Annotated in this window: 19 protein-coding genes; 6 read left to right on the top strand and 13 right to left on the bottom strand. The window is 62.1% G+C overall.

Features of this window, described 5'->3' with window-relative positions:
• The first annotated feature begins 31 nt into the window (after positions 1 to 31).
• Positions 32 to 556 (top strand): lipocalin family protein, encoded by a 525-nt coding sequence (locus F1735_RS03765; protein ID WP_167235678.1) that lies wholly within the window; start codon positions 32 to 34, stop codon positions 554 to 556.
• Here F1735_RS03765 and nadC read toward each other — a convergent pair whose 3' ends face one another.
• The 4 genes from nadC to F1735_RS03745 all read right to left on the bottom strand — a co-directional run bounded on the left by nadC (position 557) and on the right by F1735_RS03745 (position 4924).
• Entirely contained in the window at positions 557 to 1423 is an 867-nt protein-coding gene (nadC, locus tag F1735_RS03760; protein ID WP_167235677.1) for a carboxylating nicotinate-nucleotide diphosphorylase, read from the bottom strand. It abuts the gene before it with no gap.
• Complete coding sequence (gene nadA / locus F1735_RS03755) at positions 1420 to 2553, bottom strand: quinolinate synthase NadA (RefSeq protein ID WP_166893398.1); 1134 nt, start codon at positions 2551 to 2553, stop codon at positions 1420 to 1422. The genes nadC and nadA overlap by 4 nt, the downstream gene beginning before the upstream one ends.
• 148 nt (positions 2554 to 2701) lie before the next feature.
• A complete protein-coding gene (locus tag F1735_RS03750; protein ID WP_167227536.1) occupies positions 2702 to 4300 on the bottom strand; it encodes an ABC-F family ATPase in 1599 nt (532 codons plus the stop codon).
• Between the two features lie 234 nt (positions 4301 to 4534).
• Complete coding sequence (locus F1735_RS03745; protein WP_167235676.1) at positions 4535 to 4924, bottom strand: hypothetical protein; 390 nt, start codon at positions 4922 to 4924, stop codon at positions 4535 to 4537.
• A 284-nt stretch (positions 4925 to 5208) separates the two neighbouring features.
• Between F1735_RS03745 and F1735_RS03740 the strand changes: the two genes are divergently transcribed.
• Complete coding sequence (locus tag F1735_RS03740; RefSeq protein WP_167235675.1) at positions 5209 to 5562, top strand: hypothetical protein; 354 nt, start codon at positions 5209 to 5211, stop codon at positions 5560 to 5562.
• A 223-nt stretch (positions 5563 to 5785) separates the two neighbouring features.
• Here F1735_RS03740 and F1735_RS03735 read toward each other — a convergent pair whose 3' ends face one another.
• Positions 5786 to 6541: a PEP-CTERM sorting domain-containing protein gene (locus tag F1735_RS03735; RefSeq protein ID WP_167235674.1), complete on the bottom strand. Its 756-nt coding sequence runs from the start codon at positions 6539 to 6541 to the stop codon at positions 5786 to 5788.
• A 291-nt stretch (positions 6542 to 6832) separates the two neighbouring features.
• Positions 6833 to 7420: a hypothetical protein gene (locus tag F1735_RS03730; RefSeq protein WP_167235673.1), complete on the bottom strand. Its 588-nt coding sequence runs from the start codon at positions 7418 to 7420 to the stop codon at positions 6833 to 6835.
• A gap of 244 nt (positions 7421 to 7664) precedes the next feature.
• Between F1735_RS03730 and F1735_RS03725 the strand changes: the two genes are divergently transcribed.
• A complete protein-coding gene (locus F1735_RS03725; RefSeq protein WP_167235672.1) occupies positions 7665 to 8180 on the top strand; it encodes a porin family protein in 516 nt (171 codons plus the stop codon).
• A gap of 25 nt (positions 8181 to 8205) precedes the next feature.
• On the top strand, positions 8206 to 8577 hold the full coding sequence (locus tag F1735_RS03720; RefSeq protein ID WP_167235671.1) for a nuclear transport factor 2 family protein: 372 nt from the start codon (positions 8206 to 8208) through the stop codon (positions 8575 to 8577).
• Positions 8578 to 8590: 13 nt separating this feature from the next.
• Here the strand turns inward: F1735_RS03720 and F1735_RS03715 are convergent, their stop codons facing one another.
• From F1735_RS03715 to queE, 7 genes are all read right to left on the bottom strand, one after another.
• Positions 8591 to 9772: a DUF418 domain-containing protein gene (locus tag F1735_RS03715; RefSeq protein ID WP_167235670.1), complete on the bottom strand. Its 1182-nt coding sequence runs from the start codon at positions 9770 to 9772 to the stop codon at positions 8591 to 8593.
• Positions 9769 to 11046 (bottom strand): NAD(P)/FAD-dependent oxidoreductase, encoded by a 1278-nt coding sequence (locus tag F1735_RS03710; RefSeq protein WP_167235669.1) that lies wholly within the window; start codon positions 11044 to 11046, stop codon positions 9769 to 9771. The genes F1735_RS03715 and F1735_RS03710 overlap by 4 nt, the downstream gene beginning before the upstream one ends.
• A complete protein-coding gene (ldcA, locus tag F1735_RS03705; RefSeq protein ID WP_167235668.1) occupies positions 11039 to 11956 on the bottom strand; it encodes a muramoyltetrapeptide carboxypeptidase in 918 nt (305 codons plus the stop codon). Before ldcA ends, F1735_RS03710 begins: the two co-directional genes overlap by 8 nt.
• A complete protein-coding gene (locus F1735_RS03700) occupies positions 11953 to 12879 on the bottom strand; it encodes an alpha/beta fold hydrolase (RefSeq protein WP_167235667.1) in 927 nt (308 codons plus the stop codon). Before F1735_RS03700 ends, ldcA begins: the two co-directional genes overlap by 4 nt.
• A 346-nt stretch (positions 12880 to 13225) precedes the next feature.
• Positions 13226 to 13720 (bottom strand): tRNA adenosine(34) deaminase TadA, encoded by a 495-nt coding sequence (tadA, locus tag F1735_RS03695; RefSeq protein ID WP_167235666.1) that lies wholly within the window; start codon positions 13718 to 13720, stop codon positions 13226 to 13228.
• Positions 13713 to 14159, bottom strand: a complete 447-nt coding sequence (gene queD, locus F1735_RS03690) for a 6-carboxytetrahydropterin synthase QueD (protein WP_166893422.1) — start codon at positions 14157 to 14159, stop codon at positions 13713 to 13715. Before queD ends, tadA begins: the two co-directional genes overlap by 8 nt.
• Before the next feature lie 8 nt (positions 14160 to 14167).
• Positions 14168 to 14803, bottom strand: a complete 636-nt coding sequence (queE, locus tag F1735_RS03685; RefSeq protein WP_167235665.1) for a 7-carboxy-7-deazaguanine synthase — start codon at positions 14801 to 14803, stop codon at positions 14168 to 14170.
• Positions 14804 to 15010: 207 nt separating this feature from the next.
• Here queE and F1735_RS03680 point away from each other — a divergent pair, with 207 nt between their 5' ends.
• Both F1735_RS03680 and F1735_RS03675 read left to right on the top strand, forming a co-directional pair.
• Complete coding sequence (locus F1735_RS03680; protein WP_167235664.1) at positions 15011 to 15853, top strand: sensor histidine kinase; 843 nt, start codon at positions 15011 to 15013, stop codon at positions 15851 to 15853.
• A 129-nt stretch (positions 15854 to 15982) separates the two neighbouring features.
• Positions 15983 to 17026, top strand: a complete 1044-nt coding sequence (locus F1735_RS03675) for a sensor domain-containing diguanylate cyclase (RefSeq protein ID WP_373888464.1) — start codon at positions 15983 to 15985, stop codon at positions 17024 to 17026.
• Positions 17027 to 17106: the final 80 nt, after the last annotated feature.

The raw sequence follows: 17106 nt of genomic DNA, 5'->3' as shown, positions 1-17106 counted from the left end.
AAGCCGACATTCTCAACGTGCGGAGCTCGTGATGAAAACATTGTTTGTGGTGATGGCGTTCCTGCTCGCCGGCTGCGTTTCCAAGCCGCAGGGAATCGAACCGGTGGCCAATTTCGATTCGGCCAGATATCTCGGTAAATGGTACGAAATCGCGCGACTCGATCATTCCTTCGAGCGCGGATTGAGCCGGGTCACGGCCGATTACAGCATGCGCGATGACGGCGGCATCAAGGTGATCAATCGCGGCTATAACGCCGAAAAGAAGGAATGGAAGCAGTCCGAAGGCAAGGCGTATTTTGTCGAGCAACCGGATGTCGGCTACCTGAAGGTGTCGTTCTTCGGTCCCTTTTACGGTTCCTATATCGTGTTCGACCTGGAACGCGACAATTACGGCTATTCGATGATCAGCGGCCCGGATAAATCGTATTTCTGGCTGCTGTCACGCACCCCGATAATGGATGAGGCAACAAAAAAGCGCGTGGTCGGTCAAGCCCAGGCGCTCGGCTTCGATACCTCGACACTGATTTATGTCGATCAGTCCGCAGTCAGTCAATAGTCAGTCAACAATCCGCAGCGAGAAATCGGTGGCCTTGATGTCTTTGGTCAGGCTGCCGATGGAAATACGATCCACGCCCGTTTCGGCAATTGCCCGCACACTGTCCATATTCACCCCGCCCGAGGCTTCCAGCAGCGCGCGGCCGGCATTGAGTTCGACTGCGTGGCGCATTGTCGCCAATTCAAAATTATCGAGCAGGACCGAGGTGGCGCCGGCGTCCAGCGCTTCGCCCAATTGGGCTAAAGTTTCCACTTCAATTTGAATCGATACGCCGGCATCCAACGCCTGGGCGGCGGCCAGCGCCTTGCCCACGCCGCCGGCAGCCGCGATATGATTTTCCTTGATCAGGATGCCGTCATAGAGCGCCATGCGCTGGTTCTTGCCGCCGCCCACCCGCACCGCGTATTTTTGCGCCTGGCGCAGGCCCGGCAGGGTTTTGCGGGTGTCGAGGATGGCCGCCTTGGTGCCTTCGACGACCTCGACGTAACTGCGCGTCACGGTCGCCACGCCCGACAGCAATTGCATGAAGTTCAGCGCGGCGCGCTCGGCCGTCAGCAAGGCGCGCGGCGGCGCTTCGATGGTACAGACCACGCTGCCGGCGTTCATCAGGTCGCCTTCGGCATATTGCCAGTCCACATCGATACTCGGATCGAGGGCCAGCATCACGCCTTCGAACCACGGGCCGCCGCAGAGCACGGCTTCTTCGCGCACGATGACGCGGGCGCGCACGCGGGTGTCGTCCGGCACCAGTTTGCCGGTCAGGTCGCCGCTGCCGACGTCTTCCAGCAAGGCGGCCAGCAGGTTCGATTCGAACGCGGTTTGCAACGCCGCATCAAAGACGGCGTAGGGATTTCGTAAATTGCTCATGCTGGGCCTACTCCGGAAAACAGGGTTGCTTCATTGGCCAACGGGCTGGTCGGCAAGGCTTTGGCTTTTTTCGCTGCGGCGAAGTCGAGCATGCGGTCGATGGCGCGCACGGCTTCCTTGCCCACTTGCGGGTCGACATGGATTTCATTGCTGCCGCTTTCCAGCACATCGGCCAGGTTTTGCAGGCCGTTCATGGCCATCCACGGGCAATGCGCGCAGCTCTTGCAGGTGGCGCTGTTGCCGGCCGTTGGTGCTTCGATGAAATGCTTGCCCGGTGCGGCGGCGCGCATCTTGTGCAGGATGCCGTTATCGGTGGCAACGATGAAGGTAGTGGCGTCCATTGTTTGCGCGGCGTTGATCAGCTGCGTCGTGGAGCCGACCACATCGGCCAGGGCCACCACATTGGCCGGCGATTCGGGATGGACCAGCACGCGCGCCTCGGGATGCTCGGCCTTGAGCAGGTCGAGTTCGATGCCCTTGAATTCGTCATGCACCAGACAGGAACCCTGCCACAGCAACATGTCGGCGCCGGTTTGCTTTTGAATGTAGGAACCAAGGTGCTTGTCCGGCGCCCACAGGATTTTCTTGCCTTGCGCGTGCAGGTGGGCCACGATGTCCAGTCCGATGGACGAGGTCACCATCCAGTCGGCGCGGGCCTTGACGGCGGCGCTGGTGTTGGCGTACACCACCACCGTGCGGTCGGGATGGGCGTCGCAAAAGGCCGAGAATTCGTCAGCCGGGCAACCGAGATCGAGCGAACAGGTGGCGTCCAGGTCGGGCATCAGGATGCGTTTTTCGGGACTGAGGATCTTGGCGGTCTCGCCCATGAAGCGCACGCCGGCGACGACCAGCGTTTTGGCCGGATGATCGCGGCCGAAGCGCGCCATTTCGAGCGAATCGGAGACGCAGCCGCCGGTTTCCTCGGCCAGGTCTTGCAAGTCGCCATCGACGTAATAGTGGGCGACGAGCACCGCTTCGCGCTCTTTCAAGAGGCGCTTGATGCGCTCCTTGAGTGCCGTTTTTTCGGCGGCGGACGGCGTGGCCGGGGCACGTGCCCAGGCTTGCGCGGTGCAGCTCAGGCCGGCTTGGGGATGCTCGTATTCAATGGACTTGATAGGGAGAATATTCATATCGGTACTATCTCACAAGAGAAGATTCATTGCAGGGAGTACCCGCAGAATGCCGCGCGGGCACCTTGGTGCCCCACCTTGGTGCGCCACCTTGGTGCGCCACCTTGGTGCCCGGGATCAACGGGGCGCCAGGGCCCCGCTTTCACTCTTAGTCGATACCCTGGCTGGTCAGGTAATCTTCGTAGTTGCCGCGGTAGTCGACGATTTCGTTTTCCTTGATTTCGAGGATGCGGTTGGCCAGCGACGAGACGAATTCGCGGTCGTGCGAGACGAAAATCAGGGTGCCGGTGTATTTTTCGAGCGCAATATTAAGCGACTCGATCGATTCCATGTCCATGTGGTTGGTCGGTTCGTCGAGCAGCATGACGTTGTGGCGGCCGAGCATCAGCTTGCCGTACATCATGCGGCCTTTTTCACCGCCGGACAGCACGCGTACCGATTTCTTCACATCGTCGCCGCCGAACAGCAGGCGGCCAAGGATCGAGCGCACGGCCTGGTCGTCGTCGCCTTCCTTGGTCCACTGGCCGATCCAGTCGGTGAGGACGGCGTCGGTGGCGAATTCTTCGGTCGGATCTTGCGGCATGTAGCCGACATTGGCGTTCTCGGCCCACTTGACACGGCCGGTGTCCGGCTGCAAACCGGTCAGTTCGGCGCCGATCGAGCGCAGCAAGGTGGTTTTGCCGGCGCCGTTGGCGCCGATGATGGCGATGCGCTCGCCGGCCTCAACCATGATGCTGAAATTCTTGAACAGCTGGCGGTCGTACTTTTTGGAAATGCCTTCGACTTCCACCGCCAGGCGGTGCAATTTCTTCTCGGCTTCAAAGCGCACGAAGGGATAGGCGCGCGACGACGGTTTGATGTCGTCGACCTTGATCTTGTCGATCTGCTTGGCGCGCGATGTGGCCTGGCGCGCCTTGGACTTGTTGGCGGCGAAGCGGCGCACGAAGTCTTGCAGCTCGGCGACTTTTTCCTTGGCCTTGGCGTTGTTGGCCAGTTGCTGGTTGCGCGCCTGGGTCGAGGCAAACATGTACTCGTCGTAATTGCCCGGATACACCTTCAAGGTGCCGTAATCCATGTCGGCCACGTGGGTACACACCTGGTTCAGGAAGTGGCGATCGTGGGAAATGATGACCATGGTCGAATTGCGGTCGTTGAGCACGTCTTCGAGCCAGCGAATCGTGTTGATGTCCAGATTGTTGGTTGGCTCGTCGAGCAGCAGGATGTCGGGATTCGAGAACAGGGCCTGCGCCAGCAGCACGCGCAGCTTCCAGCCCGGCGCCACGGCGCTCATCGGCCCCTGGTGCTGGTCAATCGAGACGCCGGCGCCGAGCAGCAGTTCGCCGGCGCGCGCTTCGGCCGAGTAGCCGTCGTATTCGGCAACCTTGCTTTCGAGCTCGGCCGCGTGCATGTAGTCGTCGTCGGTCGCTTCCGGGTTGGCGTAGATGGCGTCGCGCTCGGAGATGGCGTTCCACAGCTCGGTGTGGCCCATCATCACCACGTCGAGCACGCGCATGTCTTCGAACGCGAACTGGTCCTGGCGCAGTTTGCCGAGGCGCTCGTTGGTGTCGAGCATGACGTTGCCGCCCGATGGTTCAAGGTCGCCACCGAGGATCTTCATGAAGGTCGACTTGCCGCAGCCGTTCGCGCCGATCAGGCCGTAACGGTTGCCGTCACCGAATTTGACGGAGATGTTCTCAAACAGCGGCTTGGCGCCGAACTGCATGGTGATATTTGCTGTGGATAACATGCGTGATGGGTCTCTTGCGAATGGAAACAGGCGCTGGGCGCGAATCGGCCATTATACAATATGCGCCGCCGGCCACTGCCAGCAGCAGCGAAAAACGCGGCCGGAGGGCACAGTCTTCGCCGACACGCTTGACCGCGAGGAAAACACGGCGCCGACTTTGCGCTGGACAAGGCTGCGCATCGGACGGGACGCTGCGGCTGGCGCCTGCCCGGTCGGCGACCGTGCCCGATGGCGCTAGTATTGATGTATGTCGATGTCGATGAGCTTGCCCGCCGCATCATAATAGAGATCGAGATAATCGACATCCGCCCCAATACCGCTGCAATAGCCGAGCGGATATTGCTCTTTGTTGCCGTGACCGTCAGGTGCCTTGCCGAGAAGTTCAAGCACGCGTTCGCGCGGCATGCCAACCCTGATGACCTTATTGACGATATCGTCAGCCATGCCGCCCCGCATGCAATTGGACAGATCGTCATCGGTCATCGGCGATTTCCATATCGTCGGATCGAATTTGTCGCCGTTAAAAGGCGACAATATCGCGCCCAGCACTTTGAAAATTCCGATGAGCAGGACGATGCACAACACCGGGATGATGATTTTCCTTGCCTTGCTTGAAATGTGCATTCATTGACCGATCTGGCGTTGTCTTCAATATGTGCGGTTTGTGGTGCTTGAGGCGGCCGACTGTCCGCTTGGTGCGTGCCAGCATCAGCGCAATGTTGCGATTAGACTATTTCGCATCAAACTTCGTCAACGCTTGATTTGTAAGTTCTATCGTCACTGCATCGTGCTCCGCCGTGCATGCAGTGGCGGGCAAATTTTCCTGCATCCGGTCGAGCCGGGGCGTGAAATGGCTGTCAAAAAACAGATCGGACGGCCTTATCACTCAACGCGAAGGAGAATGCGACATGCCGACATTATTTGCGCTCCTCTTCTCACCCCTTGCCATCGTCATGTCGTCGCCGGCGATGGCTTCGAGCAATGTCAATCTTGACGAACCTGGCGCCCTGGCGCGGCTTGAACGCGACAATCCCGCGCACGCCCGTTCCATTGGGCAGATTTTGCGGGCAGCGCCCAAGTTCACACCGCGCCATCTCGCGCAATGGATGAGAACCAGCTTCGATGCAGACATGGTGTCGACGCAGCTGATGAAGACATGCGACCCACCCCAGTCCAGGCTGTCATTCAAGCTCGGCAATACGCAATACAAGGCGACCGTCACGCTCGATGCGGTCGGCGCCCTGCGCGTGCCGGCGGGTTGAGGTGACTTTGAAGGGCTGAAACCGTCAAGCCGGCGCGGACGGCGCGCGCTTGATACCGAAGTCGCTCGCCTTGATTTTTGCCATCCGCCCCACCACTGGATCGAACATGTCGCTATTAAGTGACGACAGGATCGCGCTGATCACATTAACGATGCCAACGAGCAGATGAGCAATAGCACCGGGCTAAAAATGCTTCTGGATTTGCTTGAGCAAATTACACGTACTAGCCCGCAGTCGCTTGAACGCAGCTATTGGATTTCGTTTTATGGAGGTTGACTGCGCAGATCATGAACACGCCCAGGAGCAGCATGGCATAGCTTGATGGCTCAGGAACCGGCGACGCCGTGCGAACCGAAAGCGACGTGAGGACCGCATTTGTGCGAAACACGTCGGTGGAATTGGGCCCGCGGTAGCTGTACACGAGGGTCGCCATGTCCGCACGACTCAGATCAAGTGACGATGGCAAGCGCGTACTCGTGAGCAGACTACCGTTGGCCTGCCAAAGAGCGAAAGTCAACGATTCGCTTCTGCCAGTATTCGGGTCCAAATTGTAGTTATTGAACACAAAAGAATCCGCACGGCCGACTGCGCCATCGGTAATTTCAATTCTCATGCCGCCGGCCTGAGGTTTCGGGGTAAAGCCATAACCGGACTGATCAACCTTGATCGTGGCGAGGTTCCTGGTAGCGCCATTGGTCGGATTACCGTATTCGGTATAGACTGAATTCGGGCTCTGGTAAGGCAGGTGGAGGGATGCGGGCGTGTCCAAGTCGATCGTGAAAGAGCCGCGCATTGTGTAACCGACCTCAATCGTAGTGTTATTGAACGAGATTGACTGCAACGAATCCACATGGGCGCCATGGTTCGTGAAATGCAGTGCTTCATCGATCTTAGCGGTGTAGTCGAAAGTGACCATCTCGGCACTGGCATTAGACGCTGCCAGCAAACCTAATGTAAATGCTGCAATGTATGATTTCACCTGATCTCGTTTATTAGTTAGCAAGCTTGTCATTAGACTACTCAACATGGATTCCGTCAACGCATCATTTGTAAGTTTCTTATCCGCTGGCACCGGCATTGGCACGAGCGCTGATCGAACCACGTTGGTGGAAAATGTTGAACACCGATCAGCGCTGAAGCGTTGTGTTCGACAGAGAGAGTGTGTGGAACGGTTTACGGTTAGCGACAACCAGTACCTCGGGCACCAAGAGGCTCGATTCTATCAGCGCCCATGCATAATGAAGGTGACGCTTGCTGGCTGACATACGGATCAAGCCGGGGCGCGCTTGATACCGAAGTCGCTCGTCTTGATTTTTGCCATCCGTCCATCTGGATGGTGCCAGACGATGCCTTCGATAAGATGCTCGTTCAGGTACTCGCGCAGGGCGCCGAAGCTGCGCGGGCAGTCCGGCAATTCATCTTTGCCGTGCGGAACGAGGATATGCTCCGTCAGCCGTTCCGGATTAGCGCCATGGCGGGTGCCGATTTTCGGGCCGCAGATTTCATATGTTCCGTCAGGCACCGCCCCGCCGGCAAACAGTTCGCGCATGCCCCATGCAATACCCTCGTTGATGCGCGCTGAATCCGGCCCCACCGCAGGCAACCAGCCCGGCCAGTGACCGGTGGCGTCGTCCGCCGCCGGCTGGGCCGGCATGAAGTCAGCTGGCGGCGTGCGTCCGGCCTTGGCGTCGTAACGTTTGTAGACAAGGCCCTCGGCGACCATGACTGCCATGCCATCCCACTTGCGGGTCGCCATGCCTTCGCCAGCGGCGACCCACGCGGCGGCCGGAACGATCTCGTCGCGCACCTGGCGGTCGCCATCGTAGTTACGTTGAAACAGAGAGACGATTTTCTTCACACGGTCCTATTCTGGCGCGATAATCCGCTCGCGCCTGCCCTGGTTAACGGATCGGATAGCCGTGTTTATACATATATAGATTCGATTAATGCGCCAGAAACGCACTATATTGCCCGCATTATGTTACATGGATACAAAGATTACCACTTTTATCATTCTCCCGGCTATAATTTCGCGCAGCAATAGCCCAATTACGCGTCAGGCTATCGCACCAACCTACTCGGGATATTTTATGCGAATGATATTGAGCAGCGCACTTGTCGCACTGGCCGCCGGCGTCTCCATGCCGGCTTCAGCGGTGGAAAACGGACCTGGCGTCTACGCCGGCGTTCAGCTCGGCCAGGCATCCTCGTCGAATGACCGGATTGAACGCGACGATTTGTCGATCGGCCTGCGCACTGGCTACCAGATCAACAAGCACATCGGCGTCGAGCTATTCAGAAATTCGCTCAGTTTTATCGAAATCGGCTATGGCTTCAACCGCAACGAGCCCGCCCACCCGGAAGAGCATTACGGCATCGCTGTCACGGGCGCCTTTCCTTTGAGCGAACGCTTCGACCTGACCGGCCGCGCCGGCATCGGCCGCACCAGGATGCATGCGGTCGTGGTCGGCAAGGACGACTATAACGAAACCGATCCGAGTATTGGCGGCGGCGTGCGTTTCAATTTCAATCCGCACTGGTCGATGAATGCCGAAGCGATGCGCCTGACCAAAACCAAGGTAACGGTCATCTCGACCGGATTTCGCTATCAGTTCTGAGCGATTTACTACACAAGGAAGTGTGATGAACGAAGCACAAGAACACATTATCGGTTTGGAAGAACAATTGCGGCTCGCCATGCTCGGCGCCGACGTCGACGCGCTCGATCGCCTGATTGCGCCAGACTTGCTGTTTACCACGCACATGGGCCAGGTCATCGGCAAGCAGCAAGACCTCGACATGCACCGTTCCGGCCTGCTGAAGTTCAGCGCGATCGAAGCGGGCGAGCGCATTGTTGCGGCGCACGGCCCGGTGGGCGTGATCTCGGCGCGCATGAACCTGGTTGGCAGTTTCGGCGAGTCGCCGTTCAAGCTGGACCTGCGCTGCACACGCACGTGGCGCCAGGCCGATGACGGCCAGTGGCAAATCCTCGCGGGCCACATGAGCATCGCCTGAGCGGCCACGCGGTTCAGCCGCGCGCGGCGAAGCGGCGCCACACCGCCTCCATCGGTCCCTGTGTGTGGCGGCGCAGCCACCAGCGGCTGAACACGGCCTGCACCACCATCAGCAGCAGGCACACGCCGAACAGTCCCGCGTGCGACAGCAGCGCGCCCAGGCGCAGCCCGGTCCCTTGCAGCAGAAGGCCGAACAGCACGGACTGCGCCAGGTAATTGGTCAGCGCCATGCGCCCGACCGGCGCCAGCCAGCGCGCCAGGCCCGCCAGCACCGGTTCCGGCGCGCGCATCACCAGGGCCACGTAGCCGGCCGCCAGCAAGGGGCCGGCTACTTCGACGAGAAACGATACAAATGCCGCCATCGAGCCGGCCGTGTGCGGATCGATGGCGTCGCGCAGCGCGGCCCAACCCCACCACAGGTTCACCGGCACGCCCACCCACAGCGCGGCCAGCAGCACCCTGCCCCACACCGCGCGATGGCGCCCGGGCCGCGTGAGCCAGCCCAGGCGCACACTGACCACGCCCATGAGGAACAGTAGCGCCACCTTGGGCAGGAAGTACAGCGAATTCGTCAGGTTGCCCCAGAAGTCGGACAGCCGCTCGCGCGCGATCGCGACGAACGTTCCCTCGCTGTACACCGCATGCGTGCGCGCGATTTCGTCCACGCCCCAGGTAACCGCTTCCGGCGGCATGCTCATCAACTGGTACGTCAGGTAGGCCATGAACACCAGTACCGCGACGTTGAGCGCGACCATCCGGCGCAGCGAGGCGACGATGCCCGACAAGCTGCGGCCCGCCTGCGTAAGGAGCCAGAAGCCGCAGATCGCGTACACGGTGAGAATATCGCCGAACCACAGAAAGGAGCCATGCAGCACGCCGCACCCGAGCAACCAGGTGACGCGCCGGCGATAGGTGGTCTTGATGCGATCGAGCCGCGGCCCCGGAAAATGCCGTCCTCCCGTCTGCAGCGCGAAGCCCGCGCCGAACAGGAATGCAAAGATCGGATAGAACTTCTGCTCCGCAAACGCGGCCACCACGAAGACCACCAACTGGTCGAGCAACGGCGCCTGCTGGCCGATGACGCCGTAGCGCGAGAAGTTATTCCCGATCGCGAAGCCCCACACGTTCACCAGCATGATGCCGAAGACGGCGATGCCGCGCAGCGTGTCGATGCGCACCGAGCGCACTGCCTTCATTGGCGCATCCAGTCGCGCAGTTCGTAGTACCAGTAGGTCATCTGGGCGGCCGCCAGGCCGGCACGGCCGCCAGCCGCCGGCAGGCCCCACGCGGCAAAGCGCGCCAGCGCAGCGCCGTCGCCGGCGATGGCGGCGGCGAGCACCTCGCCGGCCAGGGTGGTCGGCGCCACGCCATGGCCGCCGAAGCCCATGCCGTACCACAGGCCATCGGGCAGACGCCCGATCTGCGGCATCTGGTGGCGCGCGTAGCTCATCATGCCGCTCCACGCATGCGTCACGCGCACGCCGGCCAGTTGCGGGTAGACCTTGAGCATATCCTGGTGCAGCAGGCGCGCGACGTCTGCGCCGCCGCGCTCGCGTACCGCGATGCGCCCGCCCCACAACAGGCGAGAGTCGGGCAACGGGCGGTAGTAATCGAAGGCGAAACGGGTGTCGTAGACGGCCGCGCCGGTGCGCATTGCCGTTTGCAGGCGCTCGCCCAGCGGCTCGGTCACCATCACGTAGGTGGCGATCGGCAGCGCCGCGCGCGCCAGGCGCGGATGCAGTTTTTCGATGTAGCCGCCGCAGCACACGACCACGTCGCGCGCGCGCACGCTGCCGGCGGCCGTGCTCACGAGCCAGCCCTCGCCGTCGGCGGCGATGCTGGCGGCCTTGCTGTGTTCATGCACGCGCACCCCGTTTTGCGCCAGCACGCGAGCCAGCCCCTGCGCATATTTGAGAGGATGGAAATGAAACGCGGCCGGCTCGAACAGGCCGCCGAAATAGCGCGTCGAATCGAGTTTGTCGGCCAACTGCGCGCGCGAGACGCGCTGCCATTGAACGCCCATCTTCTCCATCATGAAGCGCTGCTGCGCGTCGAGCAGGCGCGCATCGTCGAACCAGTTGGCCAGGTACACGCCTTCATGGCGGGCGTCGCAATCGATGGCGTAGTCGTCGAGGCGGCGGCGAATGCGTTCGGCCGCGTCGAGCGTCATCTGGTACAGGCCGCGCGCAGCATCGACGCCGACCTTGGCAACGATGCCGCGCGCGCCGAGCGAAAAACCGCCGAAGACAAAGCCGCCGTTGCGTCCAGAGGCGCCGTGGCCGACGCGCTGCGCGTCGAGCAGCACGATATCGCGCACGCCGCGCTCCATCAGGCCGATCGCGGTCGCCAGGCCCGCAAAGCCGGCGCCGATGATGCATACCGCCGCATCATGCGGGCCGGCCAGCGCGGGATACGCCTGGCCGGGCGACGTGGCCCGGTAGTAGTCGTGCGCCGCCAGGGCCTCAAGCATGCGCGATGGTCGGATAGTCGCTCATGGTCAGCGTGAAGCCGGCGGCGTCGGAAACGAGCTGCGCGCGCGCGCCGAACGGAATCGTCACGCGCTGCGGCGTGTGCCCGAACTGCAGGCCGGTGAGCACGGGAATCGGCAGGTTGGCGCGCAGGTAGGCCAGCATGGCGTCAAAGTCGTAGCCATTGTCGGCGGGCGAGAGGCGGTAGCCCGAAAAATCGCCCAGTACCAGCGCCTTCTGGCGCGCCAGCACGCCGGACTGCAGCAGTTGCAGCAGCATGCGCTCGATGCGGTAGGGATGCTCGTTGATGTCTTCGACGAAAACGATGCCGTCGTCGATGCGCGCGAACCACTCGGTGCCCAGCAGCGAGATGAGCATGGCCAGGTTGCCGCCCCAGATCGTGCCCTCGACGTCGAGCTGTGGATTGCCGCACACGCAGGCGCGCACGACATGGCGCGGGCCTTGCAGGCAGTGCCAGAAGTCGTGCTGCGTGAACGCCACCGGTTCGGCAGCCCCGAAGTCGCTGTAGAACATCGGCCCGGCGTAGCTTTGCGCACCGGTTTGCGCCATCAGGCCCATATGGAAGGCGGTGAAGTCGCTGTAGCCGACAAAGATCTTGCCGCTGTCGGCCATGCGCGCGAAATCGATGCGCGGCAGCAGGCGCGTGAGGCCGTACTGGCCGCGCAGCGCCATGACCACCTGCACCTGCGGGTCGCTGGCGGCGGCGTTGAGCTGCTCCAGGCGCGCCTCGTCGGTGCCGCCGAAGCGCTGGAAGACCTTGTCGGCCTCGAAGTAATTGTGGACGGTGTGGCCCTGCGCGATGAGGGAGGCGATGCCGCGTTCGATGACGTCATTGTCGCGGCCGAAGCCGCTCGGGGCGACGATGGCGATGCCGATGGGGGGTAGGTTCACTGTTTTTCGAAAAGCCGCGCTGTGGAGTCGGGGCTTATCTTACCGTGCGCGTGCTCATCGATCAAGGCGAGCAGCCGTTCGATCAGTTGCGGCGGCAGGTCGTGGCCCATGCCCTCGATGACGTGCAGGCGCGCGCCGGGCACCAGGCGCGCCGTGTCTTCGCCGCCGGCCAGCGGCACCAGCGGATCGGCCGCGCCGTGGATGACCAGCGTGCGCACGCGGATCGACTTGAGCAGTTCGCTGCGGTCGCCCGTGGCCACGATGGCGATCAGCTGGCGCGCCAGCCCACCGGGACACAGGTTGCGCCCGATCGCGCGCGCGATGCGCTCGCGCAGCAGGCGTTCGGGGGTGGGATAGGCCGGGCTGCCGATGACGCGCATGGTGTGTACCATGTGCTTGATCAGGCTGTCGAGGTCGCGCGTATTACGGGGTGGACGCATCAGCAGCGCGCGCGCTTCTTTGCGCGGGCCGGGCAAGCCGCGGCGCCCGCTGTCGGACATGATGGACGTGAGGCTGATGACGCGCTCGGGATGGCGGGCCGCCATGACTTGCGCGATCATGCCGCCCATGGAGGCGCCGACCACGTGGGCGCGCGCGATACCGAGGGCGTTGAGCACGCCGAGCGCGTCGGCGGCCATGTCGGACAAGGTGTAGGCGCTGCGCTGGGGCCAGCGCAGCAGGCGCTTGAGCCAGGCCAGCGACAGGCTCGGCGTGCCGGCATGGTCGAATTTGGTGGACAAGCCGCTGTCGCGGTTATCGAAGCGGATCACGTGGAAGCCGAGGTCGACCAGGCCGTCGACGAAATCGTCGGGCCAGGCGGTCAGTTGCATGCCCAAGCCCATAATCAGCAGCAACGGCGTGTCCTTGGGGTCGCCTGCTGTTTCGTAGGCGATCCGGATCCCGTTGGCGGTAAGAATAGGCATGCTCAGCTTGAAGACGAGTGATTGGTTAAGCCGCGTGACACGCGCCATGCATGCGGCGGAACAAGACTGCGTGCATGGACGCGATTGAGCATACCATCTTTGCGCGGTGGCTGGCATACCGTGCGTGTGGGCATGCCGGGGCTGACCGGAAAGCGCCGATCAACATCGATACAATGAGAACCGTCGTTCCCGCGCAGGCGGGAACCCAAGTTCGTTGCGCAGCAGTTGGCGGCTCGAGAAAATTGGGTTCCCGCCTGCGCGGGAACGACGGTGTTGAGATGATTGGCGCGCGGCGCCTGCCAGAACCCCCATCTCGCTGCCCGTTCCGGCCAAGCTCCCGCCCCCGCTATTGCGGCTCCGCCGCCTGCGCCGCCAGCCGCGCGGCCTGGGCCGCCTTGCGCCGCTCCGCAAAAAATGCACGCAGCATGCCGCTGGCCTCCTCGGCCATCACACCGCCAACGAGCTCGGTGTGATGATTCAACTGTTCCTGCTCGAACAAATTGAGCACCGAACCGCACGCCCCGGTTTTTGGATCGGGCGCACCGAACACCACGCGCGCCAGGCGCGCATGCATCATCGCCCCCGAACACATCACGCACGGCTCCAAGGTCACATACAGTTCGCATCCGGGCAAGCGATAGTTGCCCAGTTTTTCCGCGGCGGCGCGCAGCGCCACGATTTCGGCGTGCGCGGTCGGATCGTGGCGGCCGATCGGCTGGTTAAAGCCGGTCGCGATCACCTCGCCATCCTTGACCACCACGGCGCCGACCGGCACTTCGCCCAGGCTCCATGCATGTTGCGCCTGTTGCAGCGCCAGTTGCATGAAGGCTGGATCAGGCATCGGTAATCTCCGCCCAGCAATTCGGGGTTTCGTGCAGCACCAGCTTGTGCAGGTGCAAACCGGTACCAAAGCGGTCGGTATAGGCCGCCTTGAGAATATCGAAAGCGATCTGCGCCAGGTTCTCGACGGTCGGAATGCGGTCGATCACCACCGTCTTGTGGCCCGGCAGCGAGGCCAGGAACTCGCGCACCTTGTCGTCTTTTTCGTAGACCAGGAAGGCATGGTCCCAGACATCGACCAGGTGCTCCTTGGCCAGCGCCTTGATGTCCGAAAAATCCATGATCATGCCATTGTCGGAGTTGCCTTCGGCCTGGATGACGGCGCCCGTGAGCGTGATGTCGAGCGTGTAACGATGCCCGTGCAGGTTGCGGCACTGGCTTTTGTGGTCGGGAATGCGGTGTCCCGCGTCGAATTCGAGCTTGCGTGTAATCGTGAGCATGAAGTGCTTTAAGGTATCTGTAAAAGTTTATGGGTTTGCAAGCTCAGCTTCCACTTGGGATTGCGCTTGCAGGTCTCGATGGCGAGACGGGTGTTGTGTTCGCCCAGCGGGCCGTCCATCGGCTGCACGAAAAAGTTCTCGAAATCGAGATGTTCGTAGGCGCCCAGGTCCTGCTTGGCCTGGGGAATGACCACTTTGAGCTCATTGCCCTTTTCCACGACCAGCTTGGACCCCATCTTGGGGCTGACGCAGATCCAGTCGACGCCGGGCGGCACCGGCAAGGTGCCGTTGGTTTCGATGGCGATCTCGAAGCCGGCCGCGTGCATGGCGTCGATCAGCGGCGCATCCAGTTGCAACAAGGGCTCGCCGCCGGTGAAGACCACGTATTTGCTGTGCGGGTAGGAGGCCGGCCACAGGCTGTCGATCAGCGCCGCCAGGGCGTCGCCGTTGGCAAACTTGCCACCACGTTCGCCATCGGTGCCGACAAAATCGGTGTCGCAAAAGGTGCAGACGGCGCTGGCGCGGTCGCTTTCGCGCCCGGTCCACAGGTTGCAGCCCGAGAAACGACAAAAGACGGCGGGACGACCCGCGTGCGCGCCCTCTCCCTGCAGGGTGTAAAAAATCTCTTTAATGCTGTAAGTCACGTGATTATCCTAATCCTTAACCCTCCATTATAGCAAGGTCGGGTCGAGCAACTGGAAATCACCAAAAATGATGCCGTTACGACAGATACGTTCCCAATTGTAATAGAGTTGATCGGAGACAATATCGATGGTGATGACGGAGAGTAACTTGATCAGAGTCAGCTTGGACTTGCCAGCTTGTCTTATCAGATTTCTCGGAAGGTAATTATGCACATCACGCCCACCGCCCTCCTCGCCCTGTTCTGGATCTTGCTCATCGGCTGGGGCTTTTACGCCTTGCTGCAACGCCACCTGCGCCTGGACGACCAATTGACCGACATCGAAGCGCAACTGATCATCGAACGTCACGCGCGCGCCGTGGCCGAACTGGCGCTCGCCAACACCCATTTGTCGCTGTGCCAGGCGACCAAGCAGCAGGAAAGCGTGCGCGAAAGCGAACGCCAGCGCATCGCGCGCGACATCCATGACGACCTTGGCCAGAATCTGCTGGCGCTCAAGATCGACCTGCAACTGATGCATGTCAGTACCACCGGCGCTCATCCGCTGATGACGCAAAAGATCGATGGCATGATCGGCAACCTCGACAACACGATCAAGTCGCTGCGCGCCATCATTTACGACCTGCGCCCGATCGTGCTGGAAGCGGGTTTCCAGAGCGCGATGGAGTGGCAACTGAGCGAATTCACGCGCATGCACGGCATCCGCCATGCCTTCACGGCCGACGCCGACGCGCTCCATGCGCCCGAGGACGCCGAGCGCGACGCCATGCTGTACCGCATTGCACAGGAGGCGTTGTCGAACGTGGCGCGCCACGCGCATGCCACCGAGGTCGACATCAAGCTGCAGCGCTTCGGCGACATGCTCACCTTGCGCGTACAGGACAACGGGGTCGGCATGGTGCAGCATGGCAACGGGCGCGGCTGCGGCCTGCCGGGCATGCGGGAACGGGTGCGCGCCATCGGCGGCTGCTTTGCCATCGACAGCCTGCCCGGCAGCGGCGTGGTGCTGTCGGTGTCGATTCCCTTGACGGTTGCGTTTGCCGCACACTGACGCACGATCCTCCTCACCCTTGTGCTTTATCAATAGAAACGCCGTGCGCGACAGGCAAAATCAAGTCTTGTCGGCAGTCAACACTTTGCCGTCAAGAGTTTGTCACGAACAATTTCACGGGGGCGGCACATGATGAGCACGACGACAGTCCAGAGCGCGACGGCGCAGGCCGCACCGGAACAGGGCCGCGCGTTTGCCTACAAGCTCATGGAGATGCTGGCCGTTCCCGCATTTGTACTGGACAACGAGCGGCGGGTGATCATCTGGAACCGAGCCTGCGAGCGCCTGACCGGGGTGGCGGCGCAGGAAGTGCTGGGCACCCGCGATCACTGGCGCAGTTTTTATCAGGAAGCGCGCCCGACCCTGGCCGACCTGGTGGCGCAAGGCCGAGGCGAGGAACTCGACTCGCTGTATCCGCAGGCGGCCAAAAGCGGCCACGCGGACGGCCAGTTGGCGGCGCAAAGCTGGTGCGACATGCCGCGCTTCGGCGAGCGGCGCTACCTGGCCGTCGACGCCATCCCGATCTTTGGCGAGCACGGCAAGCTCGAAGCGGTGGTGCAGACCCTGCGCGACATCACCGACGAAAAAGCGGCCCAGGTTGCGCTCGAACAATTGGCCACGCTCGACGGACTGACCGGCCTGGCCAACCGGCGTTGCTTCGACAATACCCTCAGCGCCGAGTGGTCGCGCGCCCTGCGCCAGCAGCAGCCGCTATCGTTGTTGATGGTCGATGTCGACAATTTCAAGGCTTACAACGATGCCAACGGGCATCTGGGCGGCGATGAATGCCTCAAGCGCATCGCCGCAGCCGTGTCGCGGGAAATGCGGGCCAACGATCTGGTGGCGCGCTACGGCGGCGAGGAGTTTGCGGTGATCTTGCCGAACCAGTCGCTCAAGGGTGCGGCCATCGTTGCCGAGCGCATCCGCTGCCGGGTCGAGCAGCTCAAGGTGCCGAACGGACGCGGCGCCGATGAACACGTCACGGTGAGCATTGGCGCGGCCACCGCGATTGCCTCGCTGGACAGCACCGCCTGCCAGCTGGTGGCGACGGCCGACGCGGCGCTGTACCGCGCCAAGCACATGGGCCGCAACCGGATCAGCCTGCCAGCGAGCGAGCCCGACATCATCGCTGGGGCGCGGCCGGACGGCCAGGCCGCGCTAAGCGTGCGCTGAGTTGGCGTCCACGGCGGTGCCTGCCGCCGTGCCTACCGCGGTGCCTGCCGCCGTGCCTACCGCCGTGCCTACCGCCGTGG

The organism is Massilia genomosp. 1 (assembly GCF_011682185.1).
Lineage (GTDB): Bacteria > Pseudomonadota > Gammaproteobacteria > Burkholderiales > Burkholderiaceae_D > Telluria_A > Telluria_A rubra.
Note: the sequence above shows the minus strand (reverse complement) of the source record. Positions and strands in the feature narration are given on the sequence as shown.

What these genes read in the sequence shown, in the direction of transcription:
- F1735_RS03750 (WP_167227536.1), bottom strand. Translation starts at nt 4,300, where the DNA reads ATGTTATCCACAGCAAATATCACCATGCAGTTCGGCGCCAAGCCGCTG.
- F1735_RS03700 (WP_167235667.1), bottom strand. Translation starts at nt 12,879, where the DNA reads ATGCCTATTCTTACCGCCAACGGGATCCGGATCGCCTACGAAACAGCA.
- F1735_RS03710 (WP_167235669.1), bottom strand. Translation starts at nt 11,046, where the DNA reads ATGCTTGAGGCCCTGGCGGCGCACGACTACTACCGGGCCACGTCGCCC.
- F1735_RS03745 (WP_167235676.1), bottom strand. Translation starts at nt 4,924, where the DNA reads ATGCACATTTCAAGCAAGGCAAGGAAAATCATCATCCCGGTGTTGTGC.
- F1735_RS03740 (WP_167235675.1), top strand. Translation starts at nt 5,209, where the DNA reads ATGCCGACATTATTTGCGCTCCTCTTCTCACCCCTTGCCATCGTCATG.
- nadA (WP_166893398.1), bottom strand. Translation starts at nt 2,553, where the DNA reads ATGAATATTCTCCCTATCAAGTCCATTGAATACGAGCATCCCCAAGCC.
- F1735_RS03675 (WP_373888464.1), top strand. Translation starts at nt 15,983, where the DNA reads ATGATGAGCACGACGACAGTCCAGAGCGCGACGGCGCAGGCCGCACCG.
- tadA (WP_167235666.1), bottom strand. Translation starts at nt 13,720, where the DNA reads ATGCCTGATCCAGCCTTCATGCAACTGGCGCTGCAACAGGCGCAACAT.
- nadC (WP_167235677.1), bottom strand. Translation starts at nt 1,423, where the DNA reads ATGAGCAATTTACGAAATCCCTACGCCGTCTTTGATGCGGCGTTGCAA.
- F1735_RS03715 (WP_167235670.1), bottom strand. Translation starts at nt 9,772, where the DNA reads ATGAAGGCAGTGCGCTCGGTGCGCATCGACACGCTGCGCGGCATCGCC.
- F1735_RS03765 (WP_167235678.1), top strand. Translation starts at nt 32, where the DNA reads ATGAAAACATTGTTTGTGGTGATGGCGTTCCTGCTCGCCGGCTGCGTT.
- queD (WP_166893422.1), bottom strand. Translation starts at nt 14,159, where the DNA reads ATGCTCACGATTACACGCAAGCTCGAATTCGACGCGGGACACCGCATT.
- F1735_RS03680 (WP_167235664.1), top strand. Translation starts at nt 15,011, where the DNA reads ATGCACATCACGCCCACCGCCCTCCTCGCCCTGTTCTGGATCTTGCTC.
- F1735_RS03720 (WP_167235671.1), top strand. Translation starts at nt 8,206, where the DNA reads ATGAACGAAGCACAAGAACACATTATCGGTTTGGAAGAACAATTGCGG.